Origin of the sequence: Frankia alni ACN14a (assembly GCF_000058485.1) — a bacterium.
In the GTDB taxonomy this organism is placed as follows: domain Bacteria; phylum Actinomycetota; class Actinomycetes; order Frankiales; family Frankiaceae; genus Frankia; species Frankia alni.
This window is the reverse complement of the sequence record NC_008278.1, coordinates 3210163-3231490: the sequence shown is the minus strand read 5'-3', so window position 1 is coordinate 3231490 and position 21328 is coordinate 3210163. Positions and strand designations below refer to the sequence as shown.

General features: G+C 69.8%; 1 protein-coding gene. It reads right to left on the bottom strand.

The annotated features are described in order from the left end of the window. Positions 1 to 55: 55 nt before the first annotated feature. A complete protein-coding gene (locus tag FRAAL_RS12955; RefSeq protein ID WP_011604114.1) occupies positions 56 to 21313 on the bottom strand; it encodes a hypothetical protein in 21258 nt (7085 codons plus the stop codon). Between the last annotated feature and the right edge of the window lie 15 nt (positions 21314 to 21328).

Genomic DNA, 21328 nt, shown 5'->3' with positions numbered 1-21328 from the left:
GCCACCTCGCTCCCGTGACCGCGGTGGCGGCGGACCCTCTGCCGACGACACGCCGTCAGGGGGCCGGACGGTTCACGGCGTCCTGCTGCTCGTCCGCGGTCCCGTTCGGCGAGTCGGGTGGATAGACCATTTCCAGGTCCTCTTCGAGGTCCTCGATGACGTCCCGGCGGTCCTCGGGGGAGGCCGCGCGCAGCAACCTCTCGAGCGAGGCGCGCAGATCGGCGGCCCGGAGACGAACGCCCCGACGGGGCCAGACGATCCGCCGACCGAAGGCGGCGGCCAGTCGGCCCGCGTCACGGACGAAAGCCTGGTACTGGTCGTCCTCCGTTGGCGGCCCCGTCCACAGGACCACCGTCTCGATCGGCGCGTGCTGGGCTGCGTGGGCCGCGGCGACAAGCGCGTCCACCCCGATCTCATCGACGGAGCGCTCTCGGCCGTCCCCCAACGCCACGCCGAGATGACCGTCCGACTGCAGGGGAAGGTCAAGCGCGAAGACGCCGGGCGGGTAGCCCTGCGTTTCGAACCCGTATCGGTCTCGGTTTCTTTTCGCCAGTTCGGCGGTGGGCGCTGCCAGCCCGTTGCCGGTCATCTGCAGCCAGGCAGGGGCGTCCGGCGCCCACAACCGTCGGGCCGGGTCGGTCACCAGCGGGACCGGCCGATCTGCGGGTGCGTGCAGGACCTCCCACTGCTCGTCGCCGCTCTCGAGGGCACGATGGTCACCGGCCCACTCGACGTCGACTCCACGGGGCGGCGCGAACACGAAGACGTCCGCCGCGGCGCCGACCCGCTGCCACATCTGCCGCTCCACATCGGCTTGCCGATCGTCGACGATTCCAGGAGGAATGATCACAAGAGGCTGGCCCGGCCGCCACCCGTGACCCTCCAGATAGGCGGGCAGTTGCTCCGGCGACAGGGCACGGAGCTTCGCGTCCAGTCTTCTGATCACGAACCAGGGCGCACCGGCCTGATCGAACTGGACCTCGATTCCCCGCAGCTCGTAGACGTCATCTCGAACCGCGAGTTCCCCGCTGTGGCTGACGGTGGACAGGTAGTTTCCGAATTTCGTCCCGGTCAGCCCCGTGCTCGTGCGGACCACCGCATCGTCAGGACGCAGCCGCACCCTGCCGTCGTGGGTGACCCACTTGCTCAGTCCCCGCTGCGCCAGCGGCCCCAGTGCCCGCCACTGCGTCGGCTGCCCCCGGTCGTTCACCACCAGCATCCGGCCGGCCGCTCGGTCGTACTGGGCACGACTACCCCGATTGACGACCAGCACCTCGACGCCCTCGGCGGCGGCGAACTGCTCCAGCGCCTGCTCCGACCGGCCCGGCCCGCCCCCTGTCCACACCCGCAGGTCCACGTAGTTCCGAAGATCCTTCGTCCAGCCCGCCGTCGTCAGATACTGCGCCAAAGTGGGGGTCGGGTACCAACGCCGCGCGTCGTCATCCCGGAACGGCATCCGCCGGCCGCCGGTCACGACTCCGAGGCCACCCTCATGAGCCGGTAGAACCAGCTCGAACGGCCCATCGTGGACCTGTGCCATCGCCTGCAGGGTAGGAAGGTCATGCAGATACTCCGCCAACGTCACCGAGGCCAACCCACTGCCCCACACCACCGGGCTCGACACCGCACCCAGCTCCAGGGAGCCGTCTGCCGCCGGAGACAGCCACAGAGGAGGCGTTATCACGCTGCGGCGTTTGGCCGTCTCCGGCTGCACTGGGTGCCAGCCGGTCCCCAGCGAGTACTGCACGCTCAGCCGGCCGTCTACCACCCGCTGCTCGACGCCCTCCTCCGGCAGCCAGAACTCCGTCCGCAGTTCCGAGGCCAGAAGCTGCGCGTGCTTCCGCAACGTCTCGGCCCGCGACTTCGCGTCCGCCAGGTCGGCCCACCATCTCGCCGACCCCCTCGGCGACTCCTCCGACGCCCACACCTGCACCGGTCCACCCCGCCAGCCGGCCGCCGTCAGCATTTCCCGCAGCACGTCCGGTGTCACCATCTTGGGTCGACCCTCCGCCCGCGGAAGAACTGTGAGCCAACCGAATTCGTCCCGCGGCAGGAAGATCGATGTCACGTGCGGCTGGCGCACCAACCCGGCCGCCAGCTCCTCCATTCCCTCCGCGACCACCACCCCACGTTCCGGATCAGCCCGAACAGCGAGACCCGCTATCGCCACCGCCGTTCCCGGACCCGACAGATCACCGCCCCGGGCCGCCTGCGTACCGGTCCCCACCGCCGGACCGTTCACCATGGCCTGATAGTGATCCACGCCGTTGTACTGCACGTACACGCTCGCCCGTGAGGCGTCGGCCGACTGATGTAGATGATCGGTTCGAGGCAGGTGGCCCGTCCTCGTCGTCAGGACCACCACGTCCAGGTCGGTCGCTCGAGCAACGATCTGCGGGACCAGGTCGAAGAACGGCGTATGCCACCAGGCGGGATCCCGAATCGCGCGGGCGACCAGATCACTCACCCGCATCCCGACGAACTCCCCCGGGCGCCCCAGCCCCGCCAGCAACGGCGACATTCTCAGGAGCCGATTCCACTCGGCACCGGTCGGAGACTGGGTAACCGTCGCCACCAGTTCGTCGAGAAGATAGACCGGCTCACTCCTCCCTCGCTCCGGGGCCGCCCACCCCAGGACAGATCGCAGCCCGGTCAGCCCGAGACCCCGGGCCAGGTGCCGCGCCACCGACCCGGGCCCACCTCCCTGGTCCGGCTGGTCCAGACCGTTCCGCGTCCCCTCCCCGGCCGGCCCCGCGAGCCAGGCGAGTACGTGGTCTCTCAGCTCCGCCACATCCATAGCGCCAACCGGCGAATCAGGCGCCTGGTCCCGGGCACCCACAATCAGCGACGTGAAATAGCAGAGCCCGTTTCCGGGAACCTGAAGAACCTGGAAATCACGACCATCGCGCCGCACGTCAGCCACCACCGGACCAGCCACCACCGGACCAGCCACCGGCTCCGGCCGGCCGCCGGCACCCGAAACTCCCCCTGGAGGCGGCTGCGTCGGCTGAACCGACCGAGCCGGCTGAACCGGCTGAACCGGCTGGACCGACTGGACAGATTCGGAGAGCGGTACGGGACCGGTCGACTCCGCGGAAGGGGTGTAGGGCGGAGGAGCCGACAACCGGGTCAGGCGATCCCGCAGAATCTGCCGGGCCCGGTCCACCGAACGAAGAACATCCTCCTCCTTCGGTGCTCCCGGAGCCGGATATTGCACGGGCGCACCCGTCGACGTCTGTCCCAGGGGCTGCACCGCGTGGTAAAGGCTCAGCGGGGTGTCCAGGTCGGGATGCTGATACACCCACACCGTCCCCGCCGAGCCGTCTGCCACTGTGCCGGCCCCGGAAACCCAGCCCACCCGGACGCCCAACATGGCTGCCAGCAGCTGCGGACCGAACATCGCGGCCAGCCCGCCGTCATAGCGTCGATCCCTCCGCACCACCATCGCCAACATCTCCGCCGCCGACGGCAGCCGGCCCAGCGACCGGGCCAGATTTCGCACTGCCGCCGTCGCCTGAACGCGACGCTGCTCCCGCGGCGATCCTTCTGCCAGCCCCTCCACCTGGTCCCACATCGGATCGTCCGGGGCGTTCGACAGGGTCTCTCTCACCACATCCCGCAACGGTCGCCCGTCCCGGTCCTGTCCGGCAACCAGTTGATCCACCTCGCCGTCACTGAGGAGATCGACCACCACATCGACGCCCGTCCGTCCATGCGGCCAGTCCGAATCGGCGACGAGCAGGCTTGAGGAGAAGGCGGCGAGTTCGGCGCGAATCGCACCGGCCACCGGCCCCGGCGCGGCCACCAACAGGCGATGCAACTCGGCCAGCTCGGACTGGGGATACTGTGCCGCCGCGCTCTGCAGAACCGCAGCGACCAGGCCCTCCTCATCATTCGGAATGCCCCACGGCACCGGCATCACCCGTCCGTGCCCGGCAGACCCCAGCCGTAGGATATTCCCCGGCCCCTGATACGGCGGAACCTCTACCGCGGACTGAACGGGCCGGTCGGCCGGCATGTCCAGCAGATGCTCGGTCACCTCGTCGATGAACCGCTTGACTCGCGCCTCGTAGGTGGCCGATCGGGATTCACCGGGCGCGACCGGAATGAAGGAGATGGGTGCATCGAGACCAACGCCGATCCGCTCCATCTCGGCCCGGAGCAGGCGGGCCAGGGGACGCGGGGCGACCGGTTCGAGGCCACGCGGACCGCGCAGCGCCAGCCGGCCGTCGGCCATGCTGGCGACAACGACCGGGAATGCGCCGTGAGCCCGCGCTTCGTCGACCTGCCGACGCAGCTCGCTGACCAGATCGGAGGTGGACGTGCCGAAGTCCGTCGACCAGAGGTTCATACCCTCCGCGCCGAAGCTTCCGATCAGCGGTGCCCAGATCAGCGGGGGAGCCTCATGCCAGTCTCCGCCACCGTTGAGATCCGGCTCCCGCCGATGGGTGGAATACACCGGCATACCAAGCTCACCGCGCACCAGCGCGGAGAAACTGGTGCTGCGCGGTCGGGGCGACAGGGCACCCGGCGGCTCCTCCAGGCCCCCGACGCCCAGGTACACCGCACCGGTGAAGTCCCGCGGGGCGTGGGCCAGCACGATCGCGGCCAACTGCTCGGGCGGAATCCGTACCTTGCCCACTGTCGAATGCTGCCCTTGTACGATATCCAGCTGGCCCTCGGCCACTACCAGAAACCCGCCCGGACGCCGCGTCGGCCTGGTCGGCGCCGGAGCAGGTGGGGCGCCGAGCTCCTCGGGCAGGAGCCCGGGCGACGGTGCGTCGGACCATCGACCGGACAGATCGACCCCGAAGATCCCCTGCTCGTCGATCAACGGCGCCACCTGGAGATCGGCGATCGACGCCCCGGCCAGATACCACTCCGATGTATCGGACTCCGGCGGCTGAAAACTGCGCTGGAGGGGCACCAGACTCCCCGTCAGGCTGTCCTGGACGTGGCTCAACGGCGCTGTGTCCCGCTCCACGTCGGGCGCGGACCCGGCCGGCGCGATCACGGGAACCCACCTCGGCGCCTCGATATCCGACCGATCGCGCTTGTAGGAGGCATTATGGCCGACATATACCGGCAGGCCCCCGATCAGGGCGGAGATTTCCGCGGCCAGCGCCTCAAGAGGACCCTCGTTCTGGTCCATCCGGGTAGAGACCAGCCGGATCGGAGAATCCGGCCGACGTGCCCGTCCAGACCTTCCGACCTCCCGCAGGAAGTCCCTGACCTCACGGGCCTCGACCGGCACCCGCCGGTCCGGCCGCCACGACACCTCGCCGCTCGCGGTCGTGTGGACGACCACGAGCGGCGGCCGGTCGGCGGAGAACGGCAGGGCCGCCAGCGCCTGCACCCATTCTGCTATCTCCGCCTGCGATTCCGGCTCATCGCTGTGCTGACCAAAGAGCAATGAGTCGCTCTCGAACGACCGGACGCCGCGATCCCCGCGGTCCTCGACGATCCGGGAGTCGCCGTTGATCGACAGGTAGTTCGGCAGCAGCGGTCGCGTGGAACCCTCGGCGTTCGCAAGCAGCTCGGACGGCGCGGAAATCCTCATTTCAAGCTGTCGAGGGCCTTGCGGGCGATGTACCGTCGGCCCTGACGGCGGCCGCACCGGAGGACCACCCGGCACGTCCCGATGCTGGTACGGGTCCATCCCGCGGATGATATGAGCGACCGGTCTGCCGAAGGCTGCGACGAGACGCTCGACGTCACCCACGAAGGCCCGGTAACCCGATTCGGTGGAGGGTGGAACTGTCCAGAGCGCGATGATCGCGATCGGCTCGCCTCGCCTCGCCCGCGCGGCGGCGAGGAGCTCATCGAGCAATATCCCGTCGAGCGGGGCCACCCCGCCGTCCCCGAATGTCACACCGAGATGGCCGTCCTGCAACGTGGGGAGATCAAGCACGAACACACCCGGCGGGTACCCCAGGGATCTGGTCGCATACTGCGCCGCGTTCCGTTGCACCATCTCAACGTTGGGGGCTGCCAGCCCAGGGGCGGCCATCTGCCGCCACCCGGGAGCATCCGGCCGCCACAACCGCCCCAGCGGGTCGGTCACCAGAGGCGCAGCCTGATCGGCCGGTGTGTGCAGGGCCTCCCACACCCCGGCAGCCCGCCCCTGGCGCGTGACGACCGCGGCATGGCCACCGGCCTCGATCACAACCTCGCTGCCGGCCCCCGGCACGAAGACGAACGCACCGGCGGCCAGGCCCACGTACGTCCACGCCGCCCGACGCTGCAGCTCGACCGACTCCGCCCCGTTGGCTTCGCTCTCCTCATGATCCAGGCTCTCGGTGACTACCAGTGGCTGCCGATCCCGGCGCCAGCCGTGACGAACAAGATAGGCAGCCATCTGCACGGGCGACAGAAAATGGGACGTTCCGTCCAGGTGTCGGATCACAAACTCGGCATTGCCGCTGTCGTTACGCCGGACCTCGAAGCCCCGCACCTCAAAGACGTCGTCCCGGCCCGCGTTCCCATTGGCGCGGTTCACCGCGGACCAGTACTCCGCGCTGGACGTGTTGATCAGCCCGGTATTGGTCCGGACCACCGCGTCGGCCGGCCGCAACCGCGCCACACCATCGATCGACTCCCATCTACTCAGCACCGTGTCCGCGAACGGCCCGAGCATTCGCCACTCGCTCGGCCGCCCGTTGCGGTCGACCGCCCGTAGCTCGCCGTCGCGGAACACGCCGTGGCTGTCCCCATCGAGCACCAACACCTCCGCGCGGGCGAGCTCGGAGAAGCGGTGCAGCGTCTCCGCCGACTCCCGCGGCCCACCTGCGGTCCACAGTCGAATATCGCCGCGATGTTCCCGCCAGCCCGCCTGCTGCAGGAAGTTCGTGAATGAGGGAACGTGCTGGGGGTCCTCATATTCATCGACATCCTCCCGGAAAAACTGTTCATCCAACTCCAACCCGAAACCCTCTTCAGGATAAACCAGCTCAAAAATCCCGGAATTTGCCTCTCCGAGGGCTCGGAGAAATGGCAGTTGTTGGAGATAGTCGGACAACGTCAACGACGCGGCGCCCTGATGGAAAACCACCGTGCGTCGCCGCCTTCTGGGTATCAGGGAACCGTCCGACGCGACAGTCAGCCACACCGGTGGCGTGATCACTCCGCGTTCACCGCGTCGGCTCTCATCCGGTCCCACCAGATGCCAGGGGCTCCCCGGCCCATCAACCTGCGCGGTCAGCCGGCCGTCGACCACGTGCTGCGAGGCGCTCTCCTCGGGTACCCAGAACTCCGTCATCAGGTCCCTGGCAAACAACTCCAGCTGTAGCTGTAGCTGACGCCTTCCTGGCTCTGGGACGTCGTCGGCGGAGGCATCCACGACGGAACCGTCCTCGGAACTGACCTCCGCAGCACCGTCCACGGAACTGACCTCCGCGGCGCCGTCGGCGGAGCCGTCACCCTCAACAGCGGCCCGCCGCGCCGCCGGTGTACCTGGTGCCCACACCTGCACGGGCCCACCCCGCCAGCCCGCCGCGGTCAGCATCATCTGCAACAGGTCCGACGACAGCGGCTCCAGGTGACCGCCCTCCCGCCGCGCGACGCCCAGCGAACCGTCGTCCCTCCGAGGCAGGAAAACCGTTGTCACATCCGGCCTGCCCACCAGCCCTTCCGCAAGTACGTCCATTCCTCCCGCGACCACCAGCCCACGTCCCGCATCGAACTGGACGTCAAATTCCTCCGACCTCTCGATGGGTACAGCCCCGTCGGGATCACGAGTGCCTGCCTCAGAATCCTCATCGAGAAGGCTGGGCGAATCCGAACCAGGCCGAGCGGCATCGCCAAGTTCGGGTGCGGGTTCCGCTGCGCCGCCGGTACGGCGATCTTCAACGGAGTCCACCGCCGGCCGGAGCGGACCGTTCGGCGCCGGGGCCACCGCGACCGGATCGACACCCGGCGTCGATGGTGCAACTGCAGATCGGGGCGCCGTGTCCGATACCTCGGTCCTTTCGCCCTGGGAGTCGGCATTGGCATGAGACCGGTTCACCGTTTGCGGCTGTACCTGCGGCGGGCCCGAGGACGACACTGCCGGTCTCGCGACAGTGATCTCGTCGGCTGCCCCCGGTCGTGCCGGCTCCGGCGCCGGGAGGGTCGTCGGACGAATCGCCGGCGGGCGGACGGTCGGGTCCTCGGCCAGCCAGATCGCCACCCGACGGCGCTCCCCGCGTTGGTCGTCCCCTCCAGGTCGGGCGTCGGGCTCGCCGGCACGCGCCGGCGCGGACGTGAGCCCCGTACCCCGCGTATGCGTCGCGTGACCAACCGCCGCAGCCGGCAGGCCGACCGCGGCCAGCCGCTGCGCCAGCACCGGCGCCAGAACCTGCCAGGCGGACCGCGCACGATACTGCCCGGAACGCGCCGCGCGACCAAGGCCAACCGCCCGGCCGCTGCCCCCACCCTCCAGGTGCACCACCAGCGCCGGCTCCCCCGCTCGGGCCCGCCGCGCCGCCTCCCCCGCAATCTCGTCGGCGAGTTGACCAATGCGGTTGCGTTGGTCCGTCGTCAGATCCGCAGGCCCGAAAACCCGCACGCCCTCCGGGATATCCAGCTCCAGCTGGATGTCCCGCCACGGCTCCCCCTGCTCCCCCGGCCCCTCCGGCTCCTCCGCGGGATCGACTCGGTCAGCCCCACCGAGCACCCGCCCGATCGGCTCACCGCGCAGGACCGCGATCACCTGGTCGGCCAGCGTGCTCGTCGCCTGCCGCTCGTTCTGCAGCCGCGACCGCAACTCTCGATACACCGCCAGAATCTCGCCCTCGCCAGGCTCCCGACGCGCCGACCCGACCGGCCACCTCGCCCCCACCATCTCCAGGAGATCCCGTTCCTCAGCCACCGGACGAGACGGCGCAACCGACCTGGTCGACGGCGCGGCGAGTCCAGAACCCGGCTCCACAGCCGGCTCGGTCACCACAACCGGCGCAGCGACGGTGATCGCGTCTACATCCGCGGCCCGTCGGGGGCTGGACGAGGGCGGCTGGCGCGGCGGGGGATCCTGCGGCGGGAGGCCCTCCTGCGGCGCGAGGTCCTCCTCCGGGACCTCCAGGATCGAAGGGAGACCGACGGGCGGGGGAGGACTCAACGACGGGGTCCGCTGGGCAACGGCAGGCGCGACGGCCGGCGCAGAGCCCGACGACGAGGTCCGGCGGGCGACGTCGGGCACGGCGGCCTGCGGTCGCGACGACGAGGCCCGGAGGGGAACGACCGGCTGCTCGCCACGCGCGAAGGACCCCGGCCGACCCGGTGCCTGCGCACGGTCGCCGGCCGGCGTACCGGAGCCCGGCGTACCGGAGGCCGGCGGCGTCGGGGAGACGGATTCCGGCCCGCGCGGCAGCGGCGGCGGTGCGGGCGCGACGGCCGGCGGAGGTCGCAACGACGAGGTCCGGCGGGGAACGACCGGCTGCTCGCCACGCGCGAAGGACCCCGACCGGCCCGGCGCCTGCGCACGGTCGCCGGCCGGCTCTGGGAGCAGCGCCGCGGGCTGCGGCGCCGAGGTGGCCGGTGGGCGCAGGACCGGCGGGCGGACCGTCGGGTCCTCGGCCAGCCAGATCGACACCCGACGACGCTCCCGACGTTGCTCCCGCGTCTGCCGTGGAGCAGCCGCCCCGCCGGCCTGCGTCGACCCGCCGGCCTGCGTCGACCCGGAGGTGGGACCGGCACCTCGCGTGTGCGTCTCGTGGCCGACCGCGTCGGCCGGCAGGCCGACCGCTTCCAGCCGCCGCGCCAGCACCGGCGCCAGCACCTGCCAGGCGGACAGCGCACGATAACCCCCGGACCGCACCGCACGGCCAGCAACAACCGCTCGACCGCTGCCCCCACCCTCCAGGTGCACCACCAGGGCCGGCTCCCCCGCCAGGGCCCGCCGCGCCGCCTCCGCCGCAATCTGCTCGGCGAGCTGATCAAGGCCGGCGCGCTGGTGCGTCCTCAGATCCGCGGCTCCAAAGACCCGCAGGCCCTCCGGGAGATCCAGCTCCAGTCCGACGTCCCGCCACGAGCCCCCCGACTGCGCTGCGGGAGGCGCCGTCGTCGCCGGGACGCGGGGCTCCGGAAGGTCCATGTCCCGCGGCCCGTACCACTGGACGGAAGCGCCCTCGTCCCCGGGAAGGTCGAAGGTGGTGACCGTGCCCGGATCGAAGTCGATCGACAGTTCCTCGACCGGGAAGCCCAGCTCCACCGGCACGGCGCCGGTGACGACGCGGGTGGTGTTGCCATGGGTGAGGGTGATGGAGATTTCGACGAATCCCTCGTAGTTCGCCGTGGGGCTCAGGAACTTGCCGTTGCCCAGCACCCGCCCGGCCGAGCCGGCGACGTCGGTGTTCCTCGTCCGGTAGGTCGGACCCGCGATGAGATCGACGCTCACATCCGCCGCCGGAGCGCCGACCACGAAGCCGATCTGGGGTTGCAGGCCGCCGGCCGTCCAGTACTGCCCTCGCCGCGACACCGCGGTGGTGGTCTCGTTGACCGGATTGAGCTCGGCGGCCTCGTCGGTTCGCAGGTGACGTAGGTGCAGGATCCGGGCGGTGGCCGAGACGGAGGTCGATCGGGAGATCACGTTGTTCAGCAGCCGCGGAACGGTGATGGGCTCGCCGCGCGTCATCCCCGCCAGCGAGGCGGTCAGGTTCGGGTTGCTGAACGCCGTCCGGACGGCGGGACCGATCTTCTGCCACGTCCGCTTTCCGAACAGCTCCCGGCCCGCGAGGTCGAGGGCCTGATGCAGACCGGCGGTCTCGGGCAGGCTTCGCACGACGTCGGTGTCCCGCAGACCACGGTCGGCCTGGTCGCTCCAGATCCGCGCCGGTGGAACCGGAGTCGCGGCCGGTGGGATCGGGGCGGCTGGTGTGGCCGGTTGCGGACGGTCCTGGGCCGGCAGCGTCTCGGCCTCCGTCTGGTCCGTCAGGACACGCAGCCGCGCGGGGGCATCGGGAATCCTGATCCTGGGCTTGCCGTACCAGGGGTTGCGCTCCATGCGGAAGTGGAGCAGGAGCTGACCGTCGAAAACCGCGCCCGGCTTCTTCGTCTTCGTCGTCATCGCCGCGCGCGACATGATCGACTGGGTCATGATGTCGTCGTTGCCCCCCTGGGCGATCACGTTTCCGCCGAATCGGCCCTTGAACGGCACCACTCCGACGGGGTCCGTGGTGTAGAAGATCTGCGTCGTGGTGGTGATACTGCGGGAGATTCCGTAGGCGGTGACCCCGTCCGTCGTCGCGGTGGCACTGCTCTGTTCGGCGCCGGTGTTGAACTCGGTCTGGCCGGTGTTGCCCACGTGCGGCAGATCCTCGGCGGATTCCGGCAGGGACGCGGTGATCAGGACGCGGCCGCCGGGCACCGCGACCTCGATCGGATCGCCCGCGGTCATGGACCGCAGGTCGTACTGCAGACGGACCAGGGGCACCTCTTTCTCGATCCTTTTCTTCGCCGCGTTCCACCGGTGCCCGAACACCCGGCGGCCCTCCCCGTCGACGTGGCGCAGGATGTCGTCCATGCCCCGCAGGCGATCGCCGGGAAGGGCGGGCAGGCCGCGCAGGTCCTGCACGATGTCGGAGGATCCGAGGCGGCGCGTCTGCCGGATCCGCGACGGCGGGGCGAAGGCGGTGGCGGGGGTCCGGTCGACCGGCGGCTGGCCGGCCGCCCCGGTCCGGGTGTCACGCATCGGAAAGATGACCGAGGCGTCGGGAATGGTGACCGTCCGCGGCCCCCGGCGCAGCGGGAAGCCCAGGCGACGCAGGTCGTAACTCACGACGAAGCGGACAGGTCCCTTGAAATGCGCCCCTTCTTCCACCGTCTTGCCCTTGGCAACGGTACGTCCGCCGCCGAAACCGGCATGTGAGGTCGACTTGTCCCGGTTGTAGGCGGCGGTGGCGTTGATATTCAGATGGGGGCCGTCGAGTTTCACCTTCTCCGGGAACAGCACGACGTCCCGATTACGGGAGTCGATGTTGCCGCCGAGGGTATGCGACGTCTCGGTCCCGCTCTCCATCTCGATGCCGGGCACGGGCTCGTGATAGGCCAGGTTGCCGATTTCGGCCCGCACGGCCACCTTGCCCCAGACGAGAAAACCCCTGACCTTGGTCGTCACCTCCTCCCCACCGGAGAGTTCCGACAGCCTCGCCCGCAGCGGGTCGCCCTCGTAACGTCGGTTCAGCCGCCTCTCGTTTCGCCGCCAGCGGTAGCCGAGCAGCGGCTGCAGGTCGCGGGTCACCTCCCGCATGACGACCCGGTCGTCGGCGCCCATGCTCAGCACGATGTCGCTCGGGCTGATCCGGCGCTCGTCCGTCACCCGGGCGGGTGCCTGGACACCCTCGCTCGACGTGGACGGCTGTCCGACGAGGTAGCCGCTGGGCTGCACCGGGGAGGGTTTCGGGTCGCCGTCGGTCCCCGTCGTCGACTTGGCGTCCAGCTCCGCCTGATGGGCGTTCAGCTCCGCCGGGTGGGTGTTCGCGGTGATCCTGGCCGCCGGGAGGGTGGAGTCCGGGAAGCGGAAGCCGTCCCCTTCGGGAATCGTGATCTCGGACTGCACCGTCGCCGGGGTCGACACGTTCTTCTTGGCGAGGGCGCCGAAGGTGAACTCGAACTCGACGTCGCTGTCGAAGATCCCGACCCGGGCGGGGAACTTCGCACCGGCGACGATCTTTCCGGAGCTGAGCAGGCGCCAGCCCGTCCGGCGCCGGAACTCCTTGCCGCCCAGACCCTGCAGTGCGACCTCTCCCCCCGCGAAGGCCGGGACACCGCCGAGCACCGCGGTCGTCTGCTGGCTCCACCAGTTCAGCCGCCGCCGGGAGAACTGCGCGCTCGTCTCGTCCTGCGGGGACAGCTCGGTCCTCGTTATCCGCCGGAAGGTGGTCGACGTGACCTTGGCCCGCGCCTGAATGAACGCCCTCGGCGGCACGTCCCGCTGGTTGAGCTCCGGGCCGTCGAGGACGGCACCCCGTGTCATCGAGGCCAGGTAGGCCGCGAGCCGATCCCGGTTGAACCAGGTCAGGACTTCCTGGCGGATCTCGTTCCAGGTTCGCTCGCCGAAGAACGCCCGACCCTGCTGATCGAGCGCCGCCCGGATCCGCTCCATGTGATAGAGGTCGCGGACGGTGTCCGTGTCCCGCAGCCCCGTTCCCGGACCATTGCTCCAGATCCGTGCCGGCGGCACCAGCACGTCGCGAGGCGCGGCCGGCGGGGGCGCGTCGGCGGCGGCCGACGTCGTCGAGCCCACCGGCCCCGGTGCTGTCGACGTCGGCACGGTCGAAGCCGTCGGCGCGGTCAGATCGGTCGGCGCGGTCAGATCGGTCGGCGCGGTCGGCGCGGTCGGCGCGGTCGGATCCGTTGCGGCCCGTCTTGGCGGGGTCGGCGCGGTCGGCGGAGCCGGCACGGTCGAAGGGGTCGGCACGATCGGATCCGTTGCGGCCCGTCTCGGCAGGGTCGCGTGGGGAGCGGGCGTCGTCGGCTTGGCCACCCAGTGGGTCGGCTTGTCCACCCGCTGCGCCTCGTCCGTCTCGATCACCGTGGTGATGCCGAGTTCCGCCGTCGGTTGGGCCGTCCGCACCGAGCCGACGGCCGGCTTGTTGCGCAGGTGGAAGGTCAGTCTGGTGCGGCCGTCGAACTTCTGCCCGTCGGAGTTCTTGGTCTTGTTCGCCACGCCGGACTTCGTCAGCGAGTCCCTCAGCAGGATGGTGTCGCGGCCCGTCTGCCCGGTCCCGGTGCCGGTGATGTCGAAGGCGGTCTTCACCGTGCCGAGGAACTGGCCGCCCGCGGGGAGCTGCAGAGCGTCTGAGGTGATGCGCTGGTCGGAGGTGAAGCGGTAGGTCTCGGTGCCGGAGTTGAACTCCGTCTGGGCCGTCGCCCGCACATGGTCGAGCGCGACCAGTTCCGCGGAGATCTCGAGCGTCTCGTCGACCGACTCCAGCCTCACCGCCAGCGGATCACCGGACATCATTCCCTTCAGGTGCTGGTGGATGCGGTCCAGGTCGACCTCGGCGAGGATCTCCTGCTTCACCCGCTGCCACATCGAGCCGTAGACGAAGGTGCCCGACAGATCGAGGTCGTCGAGGACCCCCTCGATGCCGCGGGTGTCCCGCATGTACCGCAGGCCCTTCGGCATCAGCGGGTGCACGTCCAGCACGACGTCCGTGGACCCGAGGCGGTGATCCCGCTGCACCCGTTGCGGAGCCGTGTAGTGGGTCTCGCGCGGCCGAGGACTGCCGTCGGCGTCGGGGCTGTCGGCGCTCGGCGTCGCAATCCGCGTGCCGATCGCGAACACCTGGCGTTTCGGGGCGATATGTTTCCCGACCTTCACGCGACGGAGATCGATGGTGACGCCGAGATCGGTGGTGCCGTCGTACAGCGTGGCGGGCTCGACCACCTTGGATTTCGCGACCGTCCGCCCGCTGCTCGTCTCGTTGGTCCCGCGGCTGGAGTCCCAGTACCGGCCGAGGACGCCGGTCCATTGGAACTTCGGCGTCGTGGCCCGCACCGGGAGACTGACGTTGGTTCTCCACCGCGACTCGTGAAGATCACCTGCGGTGCCCTGGGACTCCGAACCGCCCTCGAATTCGAACTTCTCCACGTTACGGACGGGCGAGAAGTCCCGGACCAGGGCATCGAGGGTGATGGTGCCCGTCCACCCCCGCTGGTTGATCGTGAGCCGACGCCGATCACCGCGGGACATCCCGGCGATCCGCGCCTTGACCACCGAAGCCTGGACGAAGTTCCGCACATCCGGCTCGATCTCCGCCCAGGCCCCGCCCAGGGGCTCCTTCAGTTGCTGCTCGATCCACCGGTAGGCGTCGTTCTCCCCCGGATACAGCCCGATCACCGTGTCCGAGGCACCCAGCCGGCCATGCCGGGAGACCCTCGTGGGCGGCGGGAAGGTGGAACCGCCCGGCCGGCCGCTGGTCTTCTCCGGCCAGCGCTTCGGCTCGAACTTCGGCGGCGTCGACGTCGGCGGCGTCGGCGGCGGGCCGGAGTCCTTCCCTCCGGCGGCGTCCGACGCCGGCGTCGTCGAGATCGGGCTCGGGCTGTCCGGTCCGTTGCCCTCCCCGAGCCTGCCCGGCGTCGCAGGAGCCGTCGGCGTGCTCGCTGTCGAGGGAGTTGCCGGGCCGGTGACGGCCGGGCGCACAATCGGCTCCAGCCCGAGGTAGTGGTTACCGCTCCGGAGCAGGTGGACGGTGGGGCGGCCGACGGCCGCCTCGTTGAGCCCGAGCTCTTCCTGTCCCGCCTGCAACACGCGAACGTCCAGGTCGGCGACACGGGCGATCGCGCCCGGCACCTCCTCGCCGATCGGGGTGTTCCACAGGTCGCGGTCCTCGATGGCCGACGCCAGTAGGTCGGTGAACGTGGGCAGCCGGCGGTCTCGCAGAAGCGCCGCCCGGACATGGCGGACGACGGGCGCCATGGGCCGGGGTAGCCAGGGCTGAATCATCCGGAACCGAGTGGCAGGGCTTTCCCTCAACCAGTCTCCGAGGTCCGCGCGCAGGGCGCGGAGATGAGGGTCGGTCAGGGCGAACCCCGTGGGATCGGGCGAGGGCTGGCGGCCGACCTCCTGTTCGACGAACTCGATGGGAAGGTCGAGCACCTGGTCCCACGCCTGCGCCCGGTCTTCTCCGGCAGCGGCCCGCCGATCGGCCAGCAGATTCCTGGCCGCCCTGTGTTGCTCCTCCCGAGACCAGACATCGATCTGCCTCTGGGTCGGGACAATCCTCCTCCCGGCATCCTGCAGAATGGCGATGACGGCATCGTCCGTAAGATCGCCGAGCAGCAGCGGCACGATCTCCCGGACGGTGTCCGGATGGGTCTCACCACGGCGGGCGGCCTGGCGCACCTCCTCCCGGTACCGCCGGGCCAGCTCGGCGCGGAAATTCCTGATCGGAACGGAACTCGACAGGCCTGCGGGGGCTCGCGACGTCGACGTCGTGGCGCCAGGCTGAATCTGCTGCTGGGCACTCAGCCTGAGCGCCCAGGGGAAACAGTCCCCGACTTCCCCGGGGACGTTGCGTACCCGGAACGACCGGCCGTCGGGCAGCGTGACCACATCACCGGACCGGCGCACCGTGTTCGCGTTCGCGGACTGAGACGTCACCGGCGTCACCGGCGGCTGCGGCCTCGTCGACGGCGGGGGCAAGGAAGGCCGCGGGGTCAAGGAAGGCTGCGGGGTCGAGGAAGGCTGCCGGGTCGAGGAAGGCTGCCGGGTCGAGGAAAGCTGCGGGGTGGTCGTCCGGGGCTCGAAGGCGAAGTCTCTGACGACGACGCCGTCGGCGATCTCACCCGCACCACTGGCGTTACCAGCGACACCGGCATTACCGGCATTGTCCAGTGCGGCCATCGTCTGCTCGGCCCACCGGTCACCGTCCTGATCCAGCGCGGGAAGGTCCAGGATCAGCGGGCGGCCCGGCGCCGGCCGTGACGGCATCGGCGGAACCGGCAGAGTCGAACCCGACGGAGTCGAACCCGACGGAGTCGGATCATGCGGTTCGAGAGGAGTGCCGAGGCCCAGGTCCACAGCGTTACCCCGGGCGCCGCCGAACATCCGTCCGATCCCCTCGCCTCGCAGGATCGCGGCCACATCGTCGGCGAGTTCCTTCGTCACCCTCCGCTGGTTCGCGTTCTGGGACCGTAGATCACGGTAGACCTGCAGGATCTCGCCGTCGCCGATCTTCCGATCCGCCGGACGGGCCCGTAGGTTCAGACGCACCCAGGACAGCAGATTGTCCTCAGGGCTCAGCGGGTGGAGTGGCCCAGGCGCCGACGGAGTCGCATCGCCGTCCCTCGGCTGCTCGGAGATCGCCAACTGATCGTCCTGGGCGGCGCCAGACGAGGGCGGCTGCCGCGACTGGGGATCCTGCGGCGGAATGGCACCGAGTTGCGGCTGCGGATCAACCCGCACCGCGGAACCGGGCGGCGCCGCCTGGTCGACAAGCGGAGCTGGATCTCCGGACAACGCGGGGTCGACAGGCGGAGCGGGGGCGTAGGCCGGCGGCGGGACGGGGTCTGTCGGCACGGCTGCGGGGGGCAGAGCCGCGGGGGCCGGGTCGGCGTGCTTGAGAAGCTCGAACTCGACCGGGAAACCGAAATGCGCCGACATCAGATCGGCCACGTTCGACATCCACCGCGTCAGCTCATCCGTCGAAGGATTACCCCGAACCTTCTTACTCATATACCGGCCCGACTTGTCGTTGATAACCCAACGACCATCAGACCGCCGACTCAGCTCACCACTCACCCGGGCCGGCACCGTCACCGTCCGACCCGACACCGGATCAAAACCCACCACGATCGTCGGATGTCCGTGCATCATCAGATCATGTTCCAACTGATCCCGCGTCAACTCCGGACTATGCGGAGACATCCAGGCGAACAACTCATCCAGCTCCGCCGCCGAAACAATCGACGTCACCGACTCGCTACCCACGAAAACCTGGCCGTCCGCACCCACCGCAAACTGCCACAACGCCCCCGCAGGACTCCCCTCCAAATGCTTGGGCGAGAAATCCTCCAACCTGCTCCACAACGGGTTGACCCGAAGCCGACCATCCTCGTCAAGCTCCCAGTCCTTCACACCCTTCGGCGCCACCGCAGGAGCAAACTCAAAATCCAGATTACGAACCGGACGCCCATCACCAACCGGCGGAGCAGAATCCGCGGGCGGAGCGGGATCGACCGGTGCCGGTACCTCGGCGGGTGGCGGGGTGGATTCCACGGTCGGGGGGGACTGCCCGTCAGCCTGAGGCTCTGGGTCACGCGGCGCAACCGTGGGAATCACGGCGGGGGTCGCGGCGGTGCTCTCGGTCAGCCATCCCACTATCTGACGGTGCTGCTGGCTCACCTCCGCGGGCGGATTCGACCGACCTCCGCCGGAGCCGAGCCCTGGTGCCGCAGGCGTGGCGCCCGTCGGCTGAGCACCTCGGGTGTGCGTCTGGTAGGTGACCACGTTGGGCGGTACGCCCAACTGCACCAGACGGGTGGCCACGGCGGGCGCGAGCACTCGCCAAGCCGAGTCGGCGCGAAGCTGTCCGCTTCTGAGCGCGCGTCTGTAGCCGACAAGTCTGCCGTTGCCCCCGCCTTCCAGGTGAACGGTCAGCGGTGGAAGCCCGTCGCGAGCCCGCCGCGCGGCGTCGGCGGCAACCTGTTCGGCGAAGCGGTCCAGACTCTCTCGCTGATTCGCGCTCAGATCGGTATTGGTGAACGAGCGGACGCCCTCCGGGACGTCCAGCTCCAGGCGGACGCCGCGCCACTGGTCGGCCTGGGGGGACACTCTCGCAGTAGTGAAATCGGGCCGATCGGCCCACGTTGCGGGATTCGGTTCGGCAGCGTAACCCGGGGCTCCCCCGCGCAGCCGTCCGATTTCCTCGCCTCGCAGCAGCGAGGCCACATCGACGGCGAGGTCCTTCGTCACCCTGGACCGGTTCGCCATCTGGGCCCGCAGATCACGGTAGACCTGCAGGATCTCGCCGTCGCCGATCTCCCGAGTCGCCGGGCGGGCCTGTAGGTTCAGACGTACCCAGTCCAGCAGATCGTGCTCAGCGCCCACGGGGTGGAGCGACACTGGATTTGCCGGCTCCCCCGGCACGCTCTTCTGCCCCGGCGGCACCGGAAGGATCTCGTCGACCGTCCCGAGGTGGGCCACGTCGCCTCCCGCGGTCGAGGCCGGGCCCGCGGTCGAGGCCGGCGGCGGATCGCCGGTGATCGGCGGCACCGGGCTCGTCGAGGCGGCGGATGACTGCGGCGAGTCCGACGACGGTGCGGGAGTGAACGACTGGTCGTCTGCGGCCGGCGAATCCGAGGCCTCGCCAGTCGGCTCGGTGCCGCTCGCATGTGGCAATCCCACGAGGTGCCCGGTAGCGCCGCCGGCGATCGGGGGAGCAAGCGCCGGTGCCGGCGCGTCCGAGGAAGCTCCATCGGAGAAGGAGGACGTCTCCGGGGAGGCGGCAGGCCGGCTGTCCAGCGACGGAGGCGAAGCCGTGTGCTGCGGTCCGGCGGGCGGGTTCGGTCCGACGGCCGGCGGGACCTGCGGGGTCGACAGAGCCGGCGGGGTCGACAGAGCCGGCGGGGTCGACAGAGCGGGAGCGAGGGGCGACGCCGGTGGAGCGGGTGCGGGTGCGGGTGCGGTGATGTTGCTGAGCAAAGGATCGGGCTGGGAGACGGCCCAGCTTCCGAGCGCCGACCCCGACGGTCCCGTGTTGCCGGCCCGCGGTGGAACCGGTCCGGTTTGGATGAGCGGCGAGGCGTCGGCCGTGATCGGACCCCTCAGGTCTGGAGGCGTCAGGGATCCCACGACCGACTCGGGCGCCACCAGCGAGTTCGCGGGTGCTTGGTGGCTCGGCGGGCGGGCGGGCGCCGCCGGAGGAACAACCCCGTCGACGGGGATCACGGGCGAGGTGGCCGAGAGAGGACCGGCCGGCGCCGGCGCCGGTCGCGGCGAAACCTGATCGACCGGCGACAATCTTCCGACGTCCGACGGGCCGTCGACCGGCGTGGTGACCGCATCGGGACCACGGCCTAGACCGGGCGCGGGGTGGGGAGCGGGCCGGATCGAGGTGACGTTCGGACCGGGACCACTGAGATCGACCTGCCGTGTGTCCGGCGCCCGATCGCCGGACGGATGGAGGGCGGGCACCTGTGGCGGCGTGATGAGGTGGTCATGGACCTCGGCCGGTCCGTCGAGCCCCTTCGTGCCCAGATCCGGCCGGAGCGGTTTCGGACTCGGCCCGTTCAGCTCGGGACCGGACAGGTCGGCTACCGACGGCAGATCGGTGTCACTCAGATCGGTGTCACTCAGATCGGTGTCACTCAGATCGGTGTCGGTGGAACCGTCCGAGGCCAGACTGAAGATGGAGTCCGAATCCGAATCCGACCGGTCCGAATCGGAATCATGGATTTCGGGCACGTGCGGCGGCGTGATGAGGTGGTCATGGACCTCGGCCGGTCCGTCGAATCCCTCCGTGCCCAGATCCGGCCGGAACGGTTTCGGACTCGGCCCGTTCAGCTCGGGACCGGACAGGTCGGCTACCGACGGCAGATCGGTGTCACTCAGATCGGTGTCACTCAGATCGGTGTCGGTGGAACCGTCCGAGGCCAGACTGAAGATGGAGTCCGAATCCGAATCCGACCGGTCCGAATCGGAGCCCGAGAACGGGTCCAGGTCGACGTCGTGCAGGCTGGGCGTATACTCTTGGGGACCGTCCAGCGGACCGCCGGGGGGCAGATGCGAATCCGCCCCGTCGGCCGGCCCGGTCGCGCCGGCCGACGGACCGTCACCGCCACGGCTCCCGACGGGGCCGTCACCGCCTCCGTCGTCATCGGGCCCGCCGCTTTGGTCCAGGTTGAGATTCGAGTCCGCCGGTCCCGGGCCGAGGTTGTTGAGATTCAGATTCTTCAGAATAGCGGCGATTTCGGGATCGATGGCAGGTGGTTTTCCGCCACGCATTCCCTTACCGAATAGGCCAGCCAGATGCTCTGCGCTGCCCTCGACGGAGCCGGAGAGCAGATCGTCGACGACGGAGGCGATTCCCCACTGACCATCCACCGCCCCGCTGGCGAAGATTCCGCCGCCGGTCTCCGTCAACCCGGAGACGAGGGTCGCGACGGCCAGACCGGCGAGGGGATTGTCGATGCCCTTGTCGATGCCCATGTTTTTCAGCCACTGATCCACCTTGCCCATGGCTGGTTTCATGCCGGGCAGGGACAAGATGGAGAAGGCGGCGGCGGCGAACCCGTACTCGACCATGTGCCCGATCTCGCCGCCGTCCAGACCGCCTCGCTTGCCGGCCAGGATCTGCCACGCCTGGGCCACGATCGACGAACCGGGCATGAACAACATCTGCATCGCGGTGATCTTCGATGCCGTCTTGGCCGTCTCCAGGGAGAGAATGCGCTGGATGATCGTCCGGGTTTCGGCGATGCGGGCGGCCGCGTCCGCCTCGTCGCCGAACGCGGCCTCGATCGCCGCGATCGCCAGCTGGATCTGCATGAAGATGAACATGACGAAGCCCTGCTTGCGGGTGTAGTCAATCTGCAGGGCCTGGCCGCGCAGCAGCGTGGCCGCCGACTTCAGCAGCATGCCGGCCTGAAGCAGGAGCTTCGGGTCGCTGATGACGAACGGCAGCGTCTGGGCGGTGAACCGCCGCCCGGCCTGACCGTGCACGCCGCTCTGGACCGCGCGGACGATCTGCGTCAACTCCGGCGACAACGTGTTGAGGACTACGTCGCCCTTGCGGTCAAGGTCGTCGGCCAGGGCCCACATCTTGTTCGGATCGGCGCCGGGAAGCCGCATTCCGGTGAAGGCGTAGATGGCCTCGTCCAGGGACTTGGACATCCGTTCACCTCCGCA

What these genes read in the sequence shown, in the direction of transcription:
- FRAAL_RS12955 (WP_011604114.1), bottom strand. Translation starts at nt 21,313, where the DNA reads ATGTCCAAGTCCCTGGACGAGGCCATCTACGCCTTCACCGGAATGCGG.